The organism is Kribbella endophytica, assembly GCF_054781295.1.
Window position 1 is genome coordinate 1 of sequence record NZ_BAAGUR010000001.1, and the last position, 16,070, is coordinate 16,070.

Annotated in this window: 15 protein-coding genes; 3 read left to right on the forward strand and 12 right to left on the reverse strand. The window is 69.7% G+C overall.

All coding sequences use genetic code 11. The annotated features are described in order from the left end of the window. Positions 1-426: 426 nt before the first annotated feature. Complete coding sequence (tyrS, locus tag ACYVIO_RS00005; RefSeq protein WP_460648548.1) at positions 427-1,710, reverse strand: tyrosine--tRNA ligase; 1,284 nt, start codon at positions 1,708-1,710, stop codon at positions 427-429. 88 nt (positions 1,711-1,798) lie between these two features. Continuing rightward, positions 1,799-2,836, reverse strand: coding sequence for an App1 family protein (locus ACYVIO_RS00010; RefSeq protein WP_460648549.1), 1,038 nt, complete (start codon positions 2,834-2,836; stop codon positions 1,799-1,801). A 75-nt stretch (positions 2,837-2,911) separates the two neighbouring features. Here ACYVIO_RS00010 and ACYVIO_RS00015 point away from each other — a divergent pair, with 75 nt between their 5' ends. Both ACYVIO_RS00015 and ACYVIO_RS00020 read left to right on the forward strand, forming a co-directional pair. After that, a complete protein-coding gene (locus ACYVIO_RS00015; RefSeq protein ID WP_460648550.1) occupies positions 2,912-3,859 on the forward strand; it encodes an LLM class flavin-dependent oxidoreductase in 948 nt (315 codons plus the stop codon). Between the two features lie 354 nt (positions 3,860-4,213). Further along, entirely contained in the window at positions 4,214-4,759 is a 546-nt protein-coding gene (locus tag ACYVIO_RS00020) for a phosphotransferase enzyme family protein (RefSeq protein WP_460648551.1), read from the forward strand. 34 nt (positions 4,760-4,793) lie between these two features. Here the strand turns inward: ACYVIO_RS00020 and ACYVIO_RS00025 are convergent, their stop codons facing one another. The 9 genes from ACYVIO_RS00025 to ACYVIO_RS00065 all read right to left on the reverse strand — a co-directional run bounded on the left by ACYVIO_RS00025 (position 4,794) and on the right by ACYVIO_RS00065 (position 12,147). Continuing rightward, complete coding sequence (locus ACYVIO_RS00025; protein ID WP_460648552.1) at positions 4,794-5,531, reverse strand: alpha/beta hydrolase family protein; 738 nt, start codon at positions 5,529-5,531, stop codon at positions 4,794-4,796. Then, entirely contained in the window at positions 5,528-5,968 is a 441-nt protein-coding gene (locus tag ACYVIO_RS00030; protein ID WP_460648553.1) for a GNAT family N-acetyltransferase, read from the reverse strand. The genes ACYVIO_RS00025 and ACYVIO_RS00030 overlap by 4 nt, the downstream gene beginning before the upstream one ends. A gap of 64 nt (positions 5,969-6,032) precedes the next feature. Continuing rightward, a complete protein-coding gene (tsaD, locus tag ACYVIO_RS00035) occupies positions 6,033-7,085 on the reverse strand; it encodes a tRNA (adenosine(37)-N6)-threonylcarbamoyltransferase complex transferase subunit TsaD (protein ID WP_460648554.1) in 1,053 nt (350 codons plus the stop codon). Then, positions 7,082-7,603 (reverse strand): GNAT family N-acetyltransferase, encoded by a 522-nt coding sequence (locus ACYVIO_RS00040; RefSeq protein WP_460648555.1) that lies wholly within the window; start codon positions 7,601-7,603, stop codon positions 7,082-7,084. Before ACYVIO_RS00040 ends, tsaD begins: the two co-directional genes overlap by 4 nt. Beyond that, a complete protein-coding gene (gene tsaB, locus ACYVIO_RS00045; protein WP_460648556.1) occupies positions 7,600-8,301 on the reverse strand; it encodes a tRNA (adenosine(37)-N6)-threonylcarbamoyltransferase complex dimerization subunit type 1 TsaB in 702 nt (233 codons plus the stop codon). The genes ACYVIO_RS00040 and tsaB overlap by 4 nt, the downstream gene beginning before the upstream one ends. Before the next feature lie 2 nt (positions 8,302-8,303). Continuing rightward, on the reverse strand, positions 8,304-9,233 hold the full coding sequence (gene tsaE, locus ACYVIO_RS00050; protein WP_460648557.1) for a tRNA (adenosine(37)-N6)-threonylcarbamoyltransferase complex ATPase subunit type 1 TsaE: 930 nt from the start codon (positions 9,231-9,233) through the stop codon (positions 8,304-8,306). Continuing rightward, positions 9,230-10,339 carry an alpha/beta fold hydrolase gene (locus tag ACYVIO_RS00055; RefSeq protein WP_460648558.1) on the reverse strand — a complete coding sequence of 370 codons (1,110 nt, stop codon included), beginning with the start codon at positions 10,337-10,339 and terminating at the stop codon, positions 9,230-9,232. Before ACYVIO_RS00055 ends, tsaE begins: the two co-directional genes overlap by 4 nt. Then, a complete protein-coding gene (gene alr, locus ACYVIO_RS00060; RefSeq protein ID WP_460648559.1) occupies positions 10,339-11,466 on the reverse strand; it encodes an alanine racemase in 1,128 nt (375 codons plus the stop codon). The genes ACYVIO_RS00055 and alr overlap by 1 nt, the downstream gene beginning before the upstream one ends. Positions 11,467-11,505: 39 nt before the next feature. Further along, positions 11,506-12,147 (reverse strand): HAD family hydrolase, encoded by a 642-nt coding sequence (locus ACYVIO_RS00065; RefSeq protein WP_460648560.1) that lies wholly within the window; start codon positions 12,145-12,147, stop codon positions 11,506-11,508. Positions 12,148-12,259: 112 nt separating this feature from the next. Between ACYVIO_RS00065 and ACYVIO_RS00070 the strand changes: the two genes are divergently transcribed. Further along, positions 12,260-13,027, forward strand: a complete 768-nt coding sequence (locus tag ACYVIO_RS00070) for an META domain-containing protein (RefSeq protein ID WP_460648561.1) — start codon at positions 12,260-12,262, stop codon at positions 13,025-13,027. Here ACYVIO_RS00070 and ACYVIO_RS00075 read toward each other — a convergent pair whose 3' ends face one another. After that, positions 13,028-16,051 carry a sugar-binding protein gene (locus ACYVIO_RS00075; protein WP_460648562.1) on the reverse strand — a complete coding sequence of 1,008 codons (3,024 nt, stop codon included), beginning with the start codon at positions 16,049-16,051 and terminating at the stop codon, positions 13,028-13,030. Positions 16,052-16,070 lie beyond the last annotated feature (19 nt).

Here is a 16,070-nt window from a genome sequence, read left to right on the forward strand (position 1 = left end):
CAGAAAAATTACAAAGGAATCCAATCACGAACCACCAAAGATGGCCGTGAATGGGGGTTAATGCTAAATTTCGGCATTGACTTTCGGCACGCTGTTGAGTTCTCAAGAATCGGGCGCACACCGCGTCGGTGACCTTTCGGCCAGGACTCCGGGGCAACCTGCGTTACTCTACCGGATCAGATCCACCGAGTCAAGACCCAGTTTTTCTGACCATCTCCCCGCGCCAGATCCGCCGACCCGAGTCCGTGGACGCGTTTCGACTGCGCTAACTTCTGGGGGTTCGGAGCGACCGGCCGCTTTCGCGTCCCGCGCCTCGCTCCAACAAGAAGAACAGTACGTGGCTGCGAGGTAGCCGGTCAAATCGACGTCCGGTGGGCAGCATCACAACGGTGTAATTTGCCTCCGGCATCGACTCCGTGGGATACGTCAGCCGGCCAGAACCCCTGCGAACGAACGCTTCCCGCGCCGCAGCACCAGTGCAGCACCCGGCAGCAGGTCGTCGGTCGTCGGCACGTACTCGGCGTCGCTGACCTTCTCGTTGTTCAGGTACGCGCCACCTTCGGACACAGTCCTCCGCGCGGCCGACTTGCTCGCCACCAGACCGGACTGCACCAGCAGGTCCGTCACCGTCGGCATCGCCGCGGCAGACACCTCGGTGTGCGGCGCCTCGCGAAGCGCCGCGATCAGAGTCTCCCCGTCGAGCTCCCGCAGATCGGACTGACCGAACAGCGCCTTCGCGGCCAGCTGCACGTGCGCCGTGTCCGCAGCACCGTGCACCAGCGTCGTCACGTCCTCCGCCAGTGTCCGCTGCGCCTCCCGGGCGTGCGGCCGGTCGACTGTCGCCTTCTCCAGCTCAGCGATCTCGTCCGCCGTACGGAAGGTGTAGTACCGGACCAGCTGCATCACGTCGCGGTCGTCGGTGTTGAACCAGAACTGGTAGAACGCGTACGGCGACGTCAGCTCCCGGTCCAGCCACACGGTCCCCGACTCGGTCTTGCCGAACTTGGTCCCGTCCGCCTTGGTCACCAGTGGAGTCGCCAGCGCGTGCGCCTTGCCCGACTCCGTACGGCGGATCAGCTCGACGCCGGCCGTCAGGTTCCCCCACTGGTCGCTGCCACCGGTCTGCAGAGTGCACCCGTACCGCCGGTAGAGCTCCAGGTAGTCCAGCGACTGCAGCAGGACGTAGCTGAACTCGGTGTAGCTGATCCCCTGCTCGAGCCGGGCCTTCACCACCTCCCGGCCGAGCATCCGGTTCACCGGGAAGTGCTTGCCGATGTCCCGGAGGAAGTCGAGCGTGTTGAGGTCCTTGGTCCAGTCGTAGTTGTTCACCATCCGCGCCGGGTTCGGCAGCGAGGTGTCGAAGTCCAGGAACCGCTCCACCTGGCTCCGGACCCGCTCCACCCACTGCTGGACGACGTCCTTCGGGTTCAGCACCCGCTCGGAGGTCTCCTTGGGGTCACCGATCAGTCCGGTGGCTCCCCCGACCAGGCCGATCGGGTTGTGGCCGGCCAGCTGGAGCCGGCGCAGCGTCAGCAGCTGCAGCAGGTTCCCCATGTGCAGGCTGGGCGCGGTCGGGTCGAAGCCGACGTACGAGGTGATCGGTCCCTCCGCCATCGTGGCGCGCAGGGCGTCGGGATCGGTCGAGTGCGCGATCAGGCCGCGGCTGTCCAGGTCGTCGAGCACCTGCGTGCGGCTTGCGCTGTCGGTCACTGTCGGTTCTCTCCTCGGGTACGTCGGAACACCCCTTGAAACAGGACCAGCCTGCCAGGCGCGTCCCCGCCCAGCACGAGCGGACCGCCTACATGGCCTCCGGCCGAGACAGTACGGCGCGCAACTGCGCCACCAGAGCGTGCCCGTCCGGCCCGTGCACCGTGGCAGCGGTCGGGCGCTGCGGATCGTGGGCGCCCGGGTCCGGGTTGGGCACCGGGAGACCGTGGGACAGCACCTGCTCGGCAGGCGTCAGCTGGCGGATGCCGATGGCCCGGACGTGGTCCGGGTGGGTCTGCGCGAAGTCGCCGTACAGCTGCGGGTCGTGCTGGCCGTCGTCACCGACCAGGACCCAACGGACCGCCGGGAACTCCTTGGCCAGCCGGCGCAGCGCGGTGCGCTTGTGCTCCTGCCCACTGCGGAACCAGCCGGTGTTGGTCGGTCCCCAGTCGGTCATCAGCAGCGGACCGGCCGGGTACCCGTGGCGGGCCAGGAAGCGGGTCAGCGTGGGCGCCGTGTTCCAGGCGCCGGTCGACAGGTAGAAGATCGGCGCACCGGGCTGGTCGGTCAGCAGCTCGGCGTACATCTCAGCCATGCCCGGTACGACGCGACGCGCCTGCTCGTCGCGGACGAACGTGTTCCACGCGGCGATCAGCGGTCGCGGCAGCATCGTCAGCATCACCGTGTCGTCGATGTCGCTGACCAGGCCGAACGTCGCGTCCGGAGCCGGCACGTACACCTTGCCGCGGGCCTGCCGCTCGCCGTGCACCCCGAGGCTGATCTCGTGCCAGCCCGGCGGCAGCACCACCGGTACGGCGAGGTCGACGAAGCCGCCGCGGTCGGTCAGCGCGTCGAAGCTCTCGCCGGCGACGGTGACGGACACCTTGACCTTGGTGGCCGGCGCGGTGACGAACATCTTCCAGCCGCGCACCACCTGGTCCTCGTCGTACCGGGGCTGGTTGCGCGGGTCGCGGCTGAGCACGACTCTCGCGAGCACGCGGACGTACTCGGAGTTGCCGTAGCCGACGTGCGGGATGATCCGCTCCCGCCAGCCACGCCGGCGCAGGAGCGCGCCGATCCCGAGGTTGAACCAGTCCTCCAGCCGGGAGGAGTAGTGCGGACGGGCCATGTCCCGAACCTACCCGTCCACAGGGCCCGTACGCCTGCCGGGAGGACTGTCGGTGCAGACCTTTACGTTCTCGGTATGACATCGATCGGAATGTGCTTCCCGCGGACCTGGCCGGCCGCTCTCGTGACCGACGTCGCGCGCCGGCTCGAGGCCGGTGGTGCCGACGAGCTGTGGATCATCGAGGACTGCTTCTACACGGCCGGGCCGAGCCTGTCGGCGGCGGCGCTGAGCGTCACCGAGCGGCTGACGGTCGGGCTCGGCATCCTGCCCGCGGTGGCGCGTACGGCGGCGGTCACGGCGATGGAGATCGCGACGCTGTGCGCGCTCGCGCCGGGGCGCTTCCTGCCGGGTATCGGGCACGGCGTGCAGGAGTGGATGGGTCAGATGGGCGTCCGGCCGAAGTCGCCGCTGACCGCGCTCGACGAGGTCACCGTTGCTGTCACCCGCCTGCTCGCCGGGGAGACCGTGTCGATGGATGGCAAGACCGTCTACCTCGACAACGTGAAGCTCGACGCTCCTCCCGCCGAGGCGCCGCCGATCCTGCTCGGCGTCCGCGGGCCGAAGTCGCTGGCGCTCGCCGGTCGGGTCGGTGGAGGGGTTGTGCTGGCGGAGCCGGCGTCGCCGTCGTACGTGCGCGCTTCGGTGGAGAACGCGGGGTCGCCGGAGGGGTTCGTCGTGGCCGCGTTCAGTGCTTTCTGTGTGCGGGCCGACCGCAAGACGGCGTACGAGTGGACCGCACCGTGGCTGGCGGGCCTGCTCGAGGAGAAGAACCCGGCGCTGCCCTGCCTGCCCTTCTACGACGACCTCGTACGCCGGTACGACGAGCTCGGCGTCCCTGGGCTGGTGTCGATGCCCACCGAGTGGTGGCTGGAGCTGGGCCCGATCGGCACCCTCGACGACGCCGCCACGCACTTGGACGCACTGGAGGCTGCCGGAGTCCACCACGTCGGGCTGTTCCCGGACCCGGAGGTAGAGCACGGCCTACCGCAGCTGGAGCACGCACTCGCGTTGGCCAACCGGTAGGTGGGCTACGCCGAGGTCCCGTGGACTGCTGAGGTTGCTGAAGCGGTAGAAGCCGAGTGGGGCATTTCAGTAGTTGGCGCCGCTGAGCGGCTGACTGGAGGAGAAGAGTCAGCTGCCTACCGGGTGCACCTCCGCGGGGCCGGTGTCCGCGCGGTCGGGGCCGGTGGGGGCACGGCCTGTGTCGGCGGGGCCGACTGCGGGGAGGGGGTGGTTGTTCGGCTTGGGCCGGTGACGCGTGGGAGTGCGCTGGTTGAGTGGTGCCATCGGCTTACGGGGTCGGCTGGGGTTGGCGAGGTGGTGGTGCCGTTGCGGACTTCGAGCGGCGCTAGCGTCGTACGGGTTGGTGGGCGGCCGGTGAGTGTTTGGCCGTTTGTGGGTGGGCGATGGCTGGATGCGGGCGATGCGGCTGAGGTGGAGCAGGCAGCTCGGTTGTTGGCTCGGGTGCACTGGGGGCTGCGGGATGTGGTGATGCCGGCTCGGCCGGAGCGGTCGTTCCTGGAGTTCGGTGGGGGCGATGGGGAGTTGGATCGGTGGATGGCGGGGTTTGAGCGTCGGAAGCAGCCGCTGCACGGGGACTACTACCGGGGGAACTTGCTGGTCGACGGCGGGCGGATCAGTGGGGTGATCGACTGGGACGAGGCCTGGGTGGGGGCTCCTGAGGTGGAGCTGGCGGGGGCGGCGCGGGAGTTCGGGGATCACTGGTCGACGGATCTCGGGCGCGCGAAGGCGTTTGTTGCCTGGTACCACGACGAGGGTGGGACCGCGGGTGAGATGGATGACGAGATGTTGGTGCAGTTGATCCGGCATCGGTTGCGGGCTGAGGTCACCGCGTTCGGTGGGGACGGGACCGACGAGTACTACGACCGGCTGCAGGAGCTCTTCGTGAGGCTCCGGCCGTAGCGTCGGGAAGGGACGCGGAAGGACAGCGCCGGCGCTAGAGGCGGGCCACGACGCGGAGGGTCAGGCGGGTGCGGGCGATGTCGGCGATGGCACCCGGAGCAGCGTCGCCTGGGTTGCTCCTGGGGACGAGGTCTGTGCGGTCGGTGGTGGTGATGAGCGGGCAATCGGCTGGCTTCAGTGCATTGCTGACGAAGCGGCGGACGATGTCGTTCCAGTCGGGGGCTCTGTGGAGCATCGCGTGCTTCTCGCCGTCCAGGGAGAGCATCGCGACAGGGATCCCGGCGGCGCGGAGGCGGGCGGCGTACGACGTGGTGGCGACCGGGGAGGTGATGCGGTCAGCGGTGCCGTGGGCAAAGGCGACCGGGCCACGCAGGTGGACGAGCGGCTCGCCTTCGGGGAGCCAAGGCGCCAGGCCGAGCACTCCGGCGACCAGCGGATGATTGCCTGCAGCAACTACTGCGCGCCCACCCATGGAATGCCCGATGAGGATGACTCGATCAAACCGCGAGCCCACACGATCAAGCACGACGCGAAGGTCCGTAGCGGGATCAGCAGCGGTGCCGTTCCAGCCGCGGTAGCGGAAGCGCATCAGGCCTACCGCCGCGCCCGGCGCCGCCTTGCGGGCGACCGCTGCGAACGGCCACATGCGGAGGATCGGCGCCTTCCAGCTGGAGGTCGCGGCGGTGGAGTTCTCCATGCCGCCGTGCGCGAGCAGGATCAGGTCGCGGGCACCGGCCGGCGCGGCGACCAGGTCGATGCCGGGAGCACTCACTGGTAGAGGACCTTGGGGTCTTGGGAGATGTGCAGGAACGCATCCGGCTTCTCCAGCGGCTGGAAGCCGTACGACTGGTACAGCGTGTGCGCGTCGGCGGTCGCGAGCATCGTCCGGCGCAACCCCTGCAGTTCCGGGTGCTCCAGCAGCGTCGACACCACGAACCGACCGAGCCCGTGCCCGCGAACGGAGTCGAGCACGAACACGTCCGCGATCCACGCGAACGTCGCCCGATCCGTCACCGCCCGCGCGAACGCGACCTGCGCACCGTCGGCCGCATAGACCCCGACGCACAGGCTCCCGTCGATCGCCTTCTGCACCAGTTCCCGCGAGATCCCCGGCGACCAGTACGTCGTCCGCAGGAACCCGTGCACCACCTCGACGTCGATCCGCGCCCGGTCGTCGTCCGCGACGAACTCACCAGCAGTCCACTGCATCAGCAATCCCCCACAGTCGTTGTCATCGGCAACCCCCGTCGACACCCACCAGGTTAGGCAGGCATCAGTTCAGGACGGTCGTGATCGGCATCGACGAGTCCGCGGGCAGCCCGAGCGGCGACGGCGCCTTGCCCGCGCGCACCAGCTCCGACCCCAGTGCGGCAACCATCGCGCCGTTGTCCGTGCACAGCCCCGGCCGCGGCACCCGTACGGCGATGCCCGCCGCCGTACACCGTTCCTCGGCCATCTGCCGCAGGCGCGAGTTCGCCGCGACGCCACCGCCGATCAGCAGGTGCTCGTAGCCACGGTCCTTGCACGCGTCGATCGCCTTGCGGACCAGTACGTCGCAGACCGCCTCCTGGAATGCCGCCGCGATGTGGTTCACCGGCACGTCCTCACCGTCACGCCGCTTCGCCTCGACCCACCGAGCCACGGCGGTCTTCAACCCGGAGAACGAGAAGTCGAACCGGTGCCGCTCCAGATCGCGCTGGCTGGTCAGCCCGCGCGGGAACGTCACGTACGCCCGGTCTCCACCGTCCCGTGCCGCTTTGTCGACATACGGGCCACCGGGGAACGGCAGGCCGAGCACCCGGGCGACCTTGTCGAAGGCCTCCCCCGCGGCGTCGTCGATCGTGCTGCCCATCGGTTCGACGCCGTCGGTGATGTCCTCGACCGCGAGCAACGACGAGTGCCCGCCGGAGACGAGCATTGCGATCGCGCCCTTCGGCAGTTCGCCATGCTCGAGGGTGTCGACGGCGACGTGCGCGGCGAGGTGGTTCACGCCGTACAGCGGCTTCTCGAGCGAGAGCGCGAGGCCCTTCGCGGCGGCGACGCCGACCAGGAGCGCGCCGGCCAGGCCGGGTCCGCTGGTGACGGCGATCGCGTCGACGTCGGACGGTTTGACGCCGGCCGTCTCGCACGCGCGGCGGATGGTCGGGACCATCGCCTCCAGGTGCGCGCGACTGGCGACCTCCGGCACGACGCCGCCGAAGCGGGCGTGCTCGTCGACGCTCGACGCGATCGCGTCGGCCAGCAGCGTGTGCCCGCGGACCAGACCGACGCCGGTCTCGTCGCAGGACGTCTCGATGCCGAGGATCAGCGGCTCGTTCTCACTCATGAATTGTCTCCAGCGCGTTGCATGACGACTGCGTCCTCGCCGCCGGCGTAGTACCCGCGCCGGCGGTTGAGCTCGGTGAACCCGAACCCGGTGTACAACCCGATCGCCGCTTCGTTGCCAGCGGCAACTTCCAGCAGGACGGTGCGGGTCGGATGCTCGTCCAAGGCAGCTGCCAGCAGCCGTCTGCCCAGTCCAGTACGCCGGTACGCCGGGTCGACGGCGATCCGCAGCAGGTCGACCGGGTCCTCGTCGACCGGCGGCACCAGCAGTACGACAAACCCTTGAAGGCCCGCACTGCTTGATCCGGGGAAGACTTGGGAGGTTTCGCCGAGCGGAGCTTCTCGGTGACCGGCTGGCAGGACCGCGCCGGGCGGAGCTTCGGCGATCAGGATGTGGCGGTCGGCGCGTGCGAACTCGTCGGCCCAGGAATCGGAGCTCCAGGCGTCCTTCGGAAAGCACGCCGCGTCGAGCGCGACGACTGCTGGTTGGTCGGACGGTAGAGCCGGTCGGATGCTCACTTCGGCAGCACGCTCTTCGGGCCGCCCGACATGGTGACGTCCGGCCGCCGCAGGTACAGCGGGTCGGGAGCGGTGACCTGCAGAGTCCCGGTCGCGACGCCGGTGGCGAGCACCTCAGCCGATGGGTACTCAACAACCGACTCGGCGGCCGGCAGTGCATCGCCGGGGACTACTTGGGCGGGGACGCCGAGCACCTCGCCGTACAGCACAGCGCCCCGGCCGATCACCGGAAGGCCCGCCAACACATGCGCGACATCGGCGGGCTTGTCGACCGCCGGGCCTTCCAACCGCCGACGACTTCCGTCAGCAGCAGGGCCGTCGTACAAGGCCCAGTAGATCTCCTTGCGGCGGGCATCGGTCGCGACGGCGACCGGCAGTGCCAGGTTCGACTGCTTGGCGAGGATGTCCAGGCTGCACACCCCGACCACCTCGATGCCGAGTACGTCACCCATCGTCCGCGCCGTCACCAGACCGACCCGCAGGCCGGTGAACGGCCCAGGCCCAGCCCCGACCGCGATCCGCGTCAGTTCCTTCACCCCGCAGCCCGCGGTAGCGAGCACCTCGGCGATCGCCGGAGCCAGCAGCTCCCCGTGCCGCAGCGCGTCGACGGTCGTCGACGAGGCAGCGATCGCCCCGGAGACCGGATCGGCGAGAGCGACCGTCACCGCCGCGCTGGAGGTGTCAAAGGCAAGCAGCACGATCAGTTCACCTCAGCAGTAGCAGTCAAACGAACCCCGACAGCAGCCCAGCGAGCTCCAGCCGGTGCGATCCGCAGCGACCGAGTCTCGTCAACATCGTCATCGCCCCGCGTGATCGTCAGGTCCAGCCGATCAGGCGCGAGCGACTCGGCCAACCCGTGCCCCCACTCGACCACCGTGACGGCCTCGTCCAGCGAAGCATCCAGGTCCAAATCGTCGAGCTCGGCAATCCCACCCAGCCGATAGGCATCGACGTGCACCAACGCCGGCCCACCGACCAGCGACGGATGCACCCGCGAAATCACGAACGTCGGCGACGTGATGTCCCCGCGAACCTTCAGCCCGGCACCGAGCCCCTGCGTGAAGGTCGTCTTCCCAGCCCCGAGATCACCCGACAACACCAGTACGTCGCCCGCCCGCAGTTGCCCGGCAAGCTCCTCGGCCAGCGCCCGCATCTCCTCCGCGGTCGGCACCGTCAGCTCGATCGGCATCGCCTTCGCGTAGATCAGGTTCTGCCCGTCACGCGTCACGATCGAGTACCCGCGCCGCCGCCAGAACTCGACCGTCTCCGGCAGCTCCACCCGCGCGACCAGCCGCACCCGCGTCAGCCCACGGCTCCGCGCCGCATCCTCCGCGCACCCGACCATCGCCGACGCGACCCCACGCCCCTGGAAGCGCGGGTTCACCGAGACGCGGCGCAGTTCGAGCACGTCGCCGTTCACGTGGAACAGCATCGCGCCGGCCGGTTCGCCACCGATCCGCGCCAGCAGTCCGCCGTACGACGCGACCGCCTCGCCGACCGTCGTCGCGTTCTCCGACAGCGCGGTCGACGGCGGGTCGAGGGTCCGCCGGTTCGCGAACGCGTGATGGATCACGCCGACGATCTCGTCCACGTGCTCGGCCGTGGCGTCCACCACGTGCAGGTCGGTCATCTGTGTCCCAAGGATTGTTCGGCCCGCTCGATCATCCCGAGCAGGGCGGCGGTGAACTCGCGGTGGTGCTCGATCAGCCCGAGGTGCCCGCAGTTGCGGACCTCGACCAGCTCCGCGCCGGGTACGTGCCGGACGATCTCCTCGGAGTGCTCGAACGGCGTCAGGTGGTCGGAGTCGCCACCGACCACCACGCACTCCACCTTCTGCAGCGGCTCCAGCGACCCGGTCTTGTCGTGCAGCGCGAAGATCGGGTAGAACTCCGCGATCACCGAGATCGGGGTCGCGGCGATCATCTCGTTGACGAACTCGGTGAAGGCCGGCGGCACCTCGGAGCCGAACGAGTACTTCCGGGTCAGCAGGTAGCTGATGTCGGTCCCGGCCTTGCGGCTGCGCTCGACCACGTCCGGGATCCGCGCCAGCGCGGCGACGGTCGGGGTCGCGAGGGCACGGGCCAGCATGCCGACCTTGCCGGGGAACACGATCGGTACGCCGTCCAGCCCGGCCGCGCTGGTGGAGCACAGGCCGACACCGATCACCCGGTCGCCGAACAGCTCCGGGTGCTGCTCGGCCAGCGCCATGATCGCCATGCCGCCCATCGAGTGCCCGATCAGGATCACCGGCCCGGTCGGCGCGTACTCCTCGAGGATCCCGTACAGGTCCCGGCCGAGCTGGTCGATGCTGACGTTCTCCTTCGGCGACCGCCCGGACCGGCCGTGCGAGCGCTGGTCGTAGAAGACCATCGTCCCGATCCCGGCCAGGTCGCGGCGCTCGAAGTGCCAACAGTCCATGTTCAGCCCGTAGCCATGCGCGAAGATCAGCGTCAGGTCCTCGGGTACGACCTGCTTGCGCAGCCGACGTCGCTGCGGCGCGGGCCGGCGGGACCGCTTCAGCTCGTCCACCTCGACGTACAGCTCGACGCCGTCGTCGGCGGTGAACACGTGCGGCGTCCCGCGCAGCGACCCGAACGGCTCGGCCTCCAGCTGCGCGCGCTGACCGGACCGGCGGCCGATCACCTGCCGCTCGACCGCGACGCCGGCGGCCGCGCCCGCAGCCAGCACACCGACCGCCGCGCCGATCAGGCCGGCGGTGCGCCCTACCTTCGGCATCAGGCAAGCTCCTCGTTCACGTACCGGCGCGGGATGCGCGGGCCGAGCCGGGTGACGATCTCGTAGTTGATCGTGCCGGCGGCGTCGGCCCAGTCGTCCGCGGTCGGCTCGCCACCGGTACCCGGGCCGAAAAGCACGACCTCGTCACCGGCCGCGGCGTCGTCGTCCTCGAGGTTCACCACGCACTGGTCCATGCAGATCCGGCCGACGACGGTACGCCGGTGGCCGCGCGCCTGGACCGGACCGCCGTTCGACGCGTGCCGCGGCAGGCCGTCGCCGTACCCGATCGGGATCAGTCCGAGCGTCGACGGCCGCGGCGCCGTCCAGGTCAGTCCGTACGAGACGCCGGCACCGGCCGGGACCCGCTTGACCATCGCCAGCCGCGCCTTCAGCGTCATCGCCGGTCGCAGGTCGAGCTCCGACGCGGGGAGCGCGTGCCCGAACGGCGACAGTCCGTACGTCGCGATGCCAGGCCGGACCAGGTCGAAGTGCGTCTCGGGCAGCGCGAGCGTGCCGGCCGAGTTCGCCAGGTGCTTGAACCCCGGGTCGATGCCGAACGACTCGGCGACGTCGACGGCCGCGGTGAAGGTCTCCAGCTGCGCCTCGTTCGCCGGGCTCTTCGGCTCGTCGGCGGACGCCAGGTGCGACCAGATGCCGGTGATCACGACCCGGCCGGACTGCTGCTCCTTGAGCGCGGCCCGGATCAGCGCCGGCCACTCCTCGGGTACGGCGCCGCCGCGGCTCATCCCGGTGTCGATCTTCAGGTGCACCCGGGCCGGCCGCTCGGTGACGCCCGCGGCGATCTCGTCGATCTCCCAGGGCGCGCCCGCGGACAGGTCGATGTCGTTCGCGATCGCCTGGGCCAGCGGCTCACCCGGAGTGGTCAGCCAGCAGAAGATCGGCCCGTTGTCCCCGGCGGCGCGCAGCTGCAGCGCCTCCTCGAGCACGGCGGCGCCGATCCAGTCCGCGCCGGCCTGCCGGGCGGCCCGGGCGACCGGCACCATGCCGTGGCCGTAGGCATCGGCTTTCACCACGGTCATCAGCTCGGCCGAGGTCAGCCGGGCACGCAGCGTGGCGACGTTGTGCCGGATCGCGGCGAGATCGACAACAGCCTCGGCACGGGTCATCGAGGGCTCCAAGGACTCAGACATAGCCCTACCAGTGTCTCAGGCAGCCTCGATGAGGGCCGGGAGGGCGGTCATCTGGTGGAAGATCGCGTCCGCGGAGGCCAGTTTCGCCGGGTCGGTCATGGCGGCGTACCCGAAGACCTTCATGCCGGCCGCGTTCGCCGCGGCGACCCCGAGCGGGCTGTCCTCGACGACGACGCAGTCGGCTGGTTTCAGGCCGAGCGTGCTCGCGGCGTACAGGAAGAGGTCGGGCGCGGGCTTGCCGTGCTCGACGTCCTCGGAGCTGAAGATCCGGCCCTCGAACCGGTCCCAGAAGCCGACCGCGGTGAGCGCGGTGTGGATGCGCTTGTGGGTGCCGGAGGAGGCCAGGCAGTACGGCGTACCGATGGCATCGAGGTGGTCCAGTGCGGCGCCCACGCCCTCGACGGCCTGCAGGTTGGCGAAGCCGTCGAAGAGTCGCTGGTGGTAGCGGTCCTCCAGATCGGCGGGCAGCGGGCGGCCGAGCTGGGCCTCGGTCTTCTGCCGCATCGAGACCATGCTGCCGCCCATGAAGTCGCGGACGGCCTCCTCGAAGGTGTACGGCAGCCCGGCCTCCGTCAGCAGCTCGGCCAGGATCGTGTTGGCCAGCCGTTCGGAGTCCACCAGTACGCCGTCGTTGTCGAAGATCACCAGACCGGTCACACCGGAACCCTACAAACTGCACCGCCGGCCGACCTACCGGCGTCCGCTCCTCGCCCCCTGCTCCTTCTTCTTCTCACTGCAACGCCGGCCTGCTCGGCGGCGTCCTTGGGGTGTGAGGACAACTTTCGCGGTGATGGCAGCGGCAGGACTCGTCGTACTGACCGGATGCGGGCAGGACCTGGCCTCGAGTGGGCTGGGCGGCAAGACCTATCTGTCCACCGCGCTGACCGAGAACGGCACGCCGAAGAAGCCTGCGCCGAACACCCGGATCTCGCTCCAGTTCAAGGACGACGGCTCACTGTTCGCGAACGCCGGCTGCAACTCGATCGGTGGCAAGGTCTCGATCAGCGGCGACAAGCTGAAGGCCGGCGACCTGAACATGACCAACATGGCCTGCGACGGGCCCCGCCAGCAGCAGGAGGAGTGGCTGCTGGCGATCCTGAACAGCGAGCCGACCTGGAAGGCCGACGCGGACAAGCTGACGATCACCTCCGGCGGCTCGGTGATCCAGCTGCAGGACCGGGAGATCGTGCAGCCCGATGTCGCGCTCGACGGCACGAAGTGGGTCCTGGACAGCGTCATCGCCGGCGAGACCGTGTCCAGCCCGAGCAACGGCGGCGCCTACCTGACCATCAACGGCGACCGGGTCACCGGGTCGACGAGCTGCAACGACCTGCAGGGCGTGGTCGCGCGGACCGGCGACAGGCTGACCTTCGGCGAGATCGGCACCACCCGCCGGGCCTGCACCGGCCCGGCGGCCGAACTGGAGAAGACGGTCCTGGCCACGCTGAACGGTGAGGTCACCTACACCCTGGACGCGGACAAGCTCCAGCTCCGGACGCCGGCCAAGACCGGCCTCGACTTCAAGGCCGCCAGCTGATCACCGCCGGCTGAGCTTCACGTCGAAGGCCTGCACCTTGTTCTCCGGGGTCTCGTAGGAGAGCAGCAGGTGGCCGTCGGCCTTCAGCTTCGTCTGCTGGGCCGCGGTCAACGGCACCGACCAGTGCTGCACACCGCGCGTCAGCTGCTTGGACGACTGCTTGACGAGATGCCCGCTCATGTCGGGCGCCCACGGTGGGATCCCGCCGTCGGTCACCGCGCACGGCGTCAGGCCGTAGTCCGGCGGCGGATCAGTCGTGCAGCTCGTCGTGTAGACCGGAATCGCACCGAGCTCACCGGTAGTGAGGAAGGGCCGAGCCGTCCCAGGCCCGCTGGCCGCTGTGATCAGGTCAAGCGCCGGCGCACCGCCCGGCCGCGTCGCGGCCGCGCCTCCCGGCCGCAGTCCGGCGTACAGGATCTTCAAGTCCTCAGTGGGAACACGTCCAGAGATCGGCACATGGTTCCGCGCCGACTGCGCGATCGTCTGCGGCGAGAGCGCCCCGTTCAGGTTCGGGTTCGACACATCCGGCGGCGCCGGCGTCGTCGGCCGGTCGGCAGGCGGGGTGTAGCCCGGCATCGTCGCGCGCCCCCAGCGATAAGGATCGGACTGCACCGACCCGATCGCGGACCACCCGAGCCGCGTGCTCTGATCGATGTGCCGCAGCGTCGTCGTACCAGCCGCCGAGGTGTCGTCGTTGTCGTACGGCGTGATGTTGAGCCCGAGGTTCGCCGGATCGACAGCAGCCGGCAGCGTGGCCAGCGGGATCTTCACCTCGAGGTCGTAGCCCGTGTAGGTGTGCGGCACGGTCGTCTCGTTGCTGCCGACCCAGGTCGCCGTCGACGCGACCTCGACGCCAGGCGCGTTCCCGGTGTCGAGCGAACCGCTCGAGTAGCCCTGGTGGTTGTCGGCATCCCGCGACCAGCACGGCCCGTTGCCGGACGCGGCGTCGTTGCTGAACGGGAAGATGCCGAGCTTGAACGTGTTCGCCGTGTCCATCAGCGCCTGCGACGCCGTACCGCGCGGGTCGAGCAGGATCTCGACCGAGTCGGCCTGCCAGTGGCCGACGCACTCGGCCGGCGTGACGGCGTACGACTGGTAGTCGTCGCGGACGTGCACGAAGAAGTAGAGCGCGTCGTCGGACCAGCTGACCTTCGCCGTACTGCCGTCACCGGTCGCGGAGACGCCGCAGTCGTCGACGCCGGTGCAGGTGGACGCGCCCTGCCAGATCCGGCCGAGGTCGAGCGTCTGACCTGGGTACTCACCATCGGAGGCTTGGCCGTCGACGGTCGGCGCGGTCGTGGTCTGCGCGATCGCAGTGGTCGGTACGACGGACAGCGTGAGCGTCTCGCTGCCGGTACCACCGGCGTACGTGGTGGTGATCGGGACGTCGACGTTCTGCGTCGCGGGCAGGGTCGTGTCGGTGTTGGTGACCTTGAAGGTCACCGTGGTCTCGGCGCCCGGGGCAACGGTCGGATAAGCCTTCGTCGTCGCGTCGGCAGTGAAGTTCGGCGGCAAACCCAGCGAGACGTTGCCGCTCTGGGGCTCGGCCGACCAGTTGTGCACGACCACCGGTACGTCGAGCGTCCGGCCGACGCCGATCGACTGGATCGCGGGCGAGCGGCCGAGCCGGGTCGCCTGCGGCGCGGTCTGCGCGAGCCACTCGTCGTACTCCTGCCAGTTGCCCCAGCGCTGGAACCGGCCCTCGGTCGCGGAGACGATCCGGACCACGTTGTCGGTGTAACCCGTGGCCTTGCCGGTGCTGTAGACGGCGGAGATCTTGGCGAGCTGGTTCACCGGCGCGGTCGCCGACGGCGTGACCGTGAAGGTGATCGCGGCGTCCGCACGGCTCGGGACCTGCTTCGGCCCGTCGGTCGTCCAGCCGGCCGGGACGGTGAGCGTGAGGTTGCCCTTGGCAAGCTTTCCGCGTGGGGCCTGGAGATGGACCGTGGCCTGGAACGGTTCACCGGCGACGTTGGCGAAGCGGGAGAAGGTCAGGTACTGCAACGTGCCGACCGGCAGGCCGCCCGGGTCCGGCTTGGCCGCCCCGAACAGGATCGCGTCGTCGAGGCCCGCCTTGGGGTTCGGCGCCCCACCCGGCAGCGTGTTCGGCTGGAACGGCACGAACGCCTGGGTCATGCCGAAGCGCGAGCAGGCCGGCACCGACGTCCCCTTGAACATCACGCGGCTCTGCGTCGGGTACGCCGCGCGGCCCTCTTCGGCGACCTGCTGCCAGATCTTCGCCGTACCGGCTGGTTGGCCCTGGACGTTGCCGGCCGGCCATTTGTACGGCGAGTCGTAGCCGGTCCAGACGCCGGCGACCGTGTCCTGGCTGCTCGGGACGAAGCCGGTCGTGCAGTTCGCGGCCGTCGTCGTACCGCCGGTGCCTGCCGTGCTGCCGCCCGAGAAGACCTTCTTCACCTGCCAGGTGCTCAACGCATCTTTCCCGCGCAGTTGCTCCGGGAAGCGCGTCGGGTCGGCCGCGGCGAGCACGCCTTCCCAGATCAGGCGCCCGGCCTGCTGATGGTTGCCGTGACCCGCGGCGAGCGTCGGCGTGAAGCCGATGTAGATCTCCGGCTGGGTCGTCCGGATCACGCGAGTGACCCGGCGCAGCGTCTCCTCCTCGTCCCAGAAGTACTGCGTCAGCGGCGCGCTCTGGTTGTAGAAGAAGTCGATCCGGTCGAGGTTGAAGATGTCGACCGTGCCGGAGCGGTAGTGCGCGACGCGGTCCTCGTTCTCCCGGCGCAGGCCGAGGTCCGGGCCCAGCTCGGTGCCGACCGCGTTGCCGCCGCCCTCACCGCGCGTCACCATGATCACGCCGCACTTCACGCCGTACCGCTGGTGCCAGACTCCGCACGGCCCGATGATGCTGGTGTCGTCGTCGGGGTGGGCCCACTCCCCCATCACGTCGATCTTGGTTGCCCGGTCCGCCTTGTACGGCGCTGGTCGGGCTTGGGCCTGCGCCGTCGCCGGCAGGCCGGCGATCAGCAGGGCGACAACGGACAGCAACACACCAAGACGCTTCACGGGCGAACTCCCAGGGCGG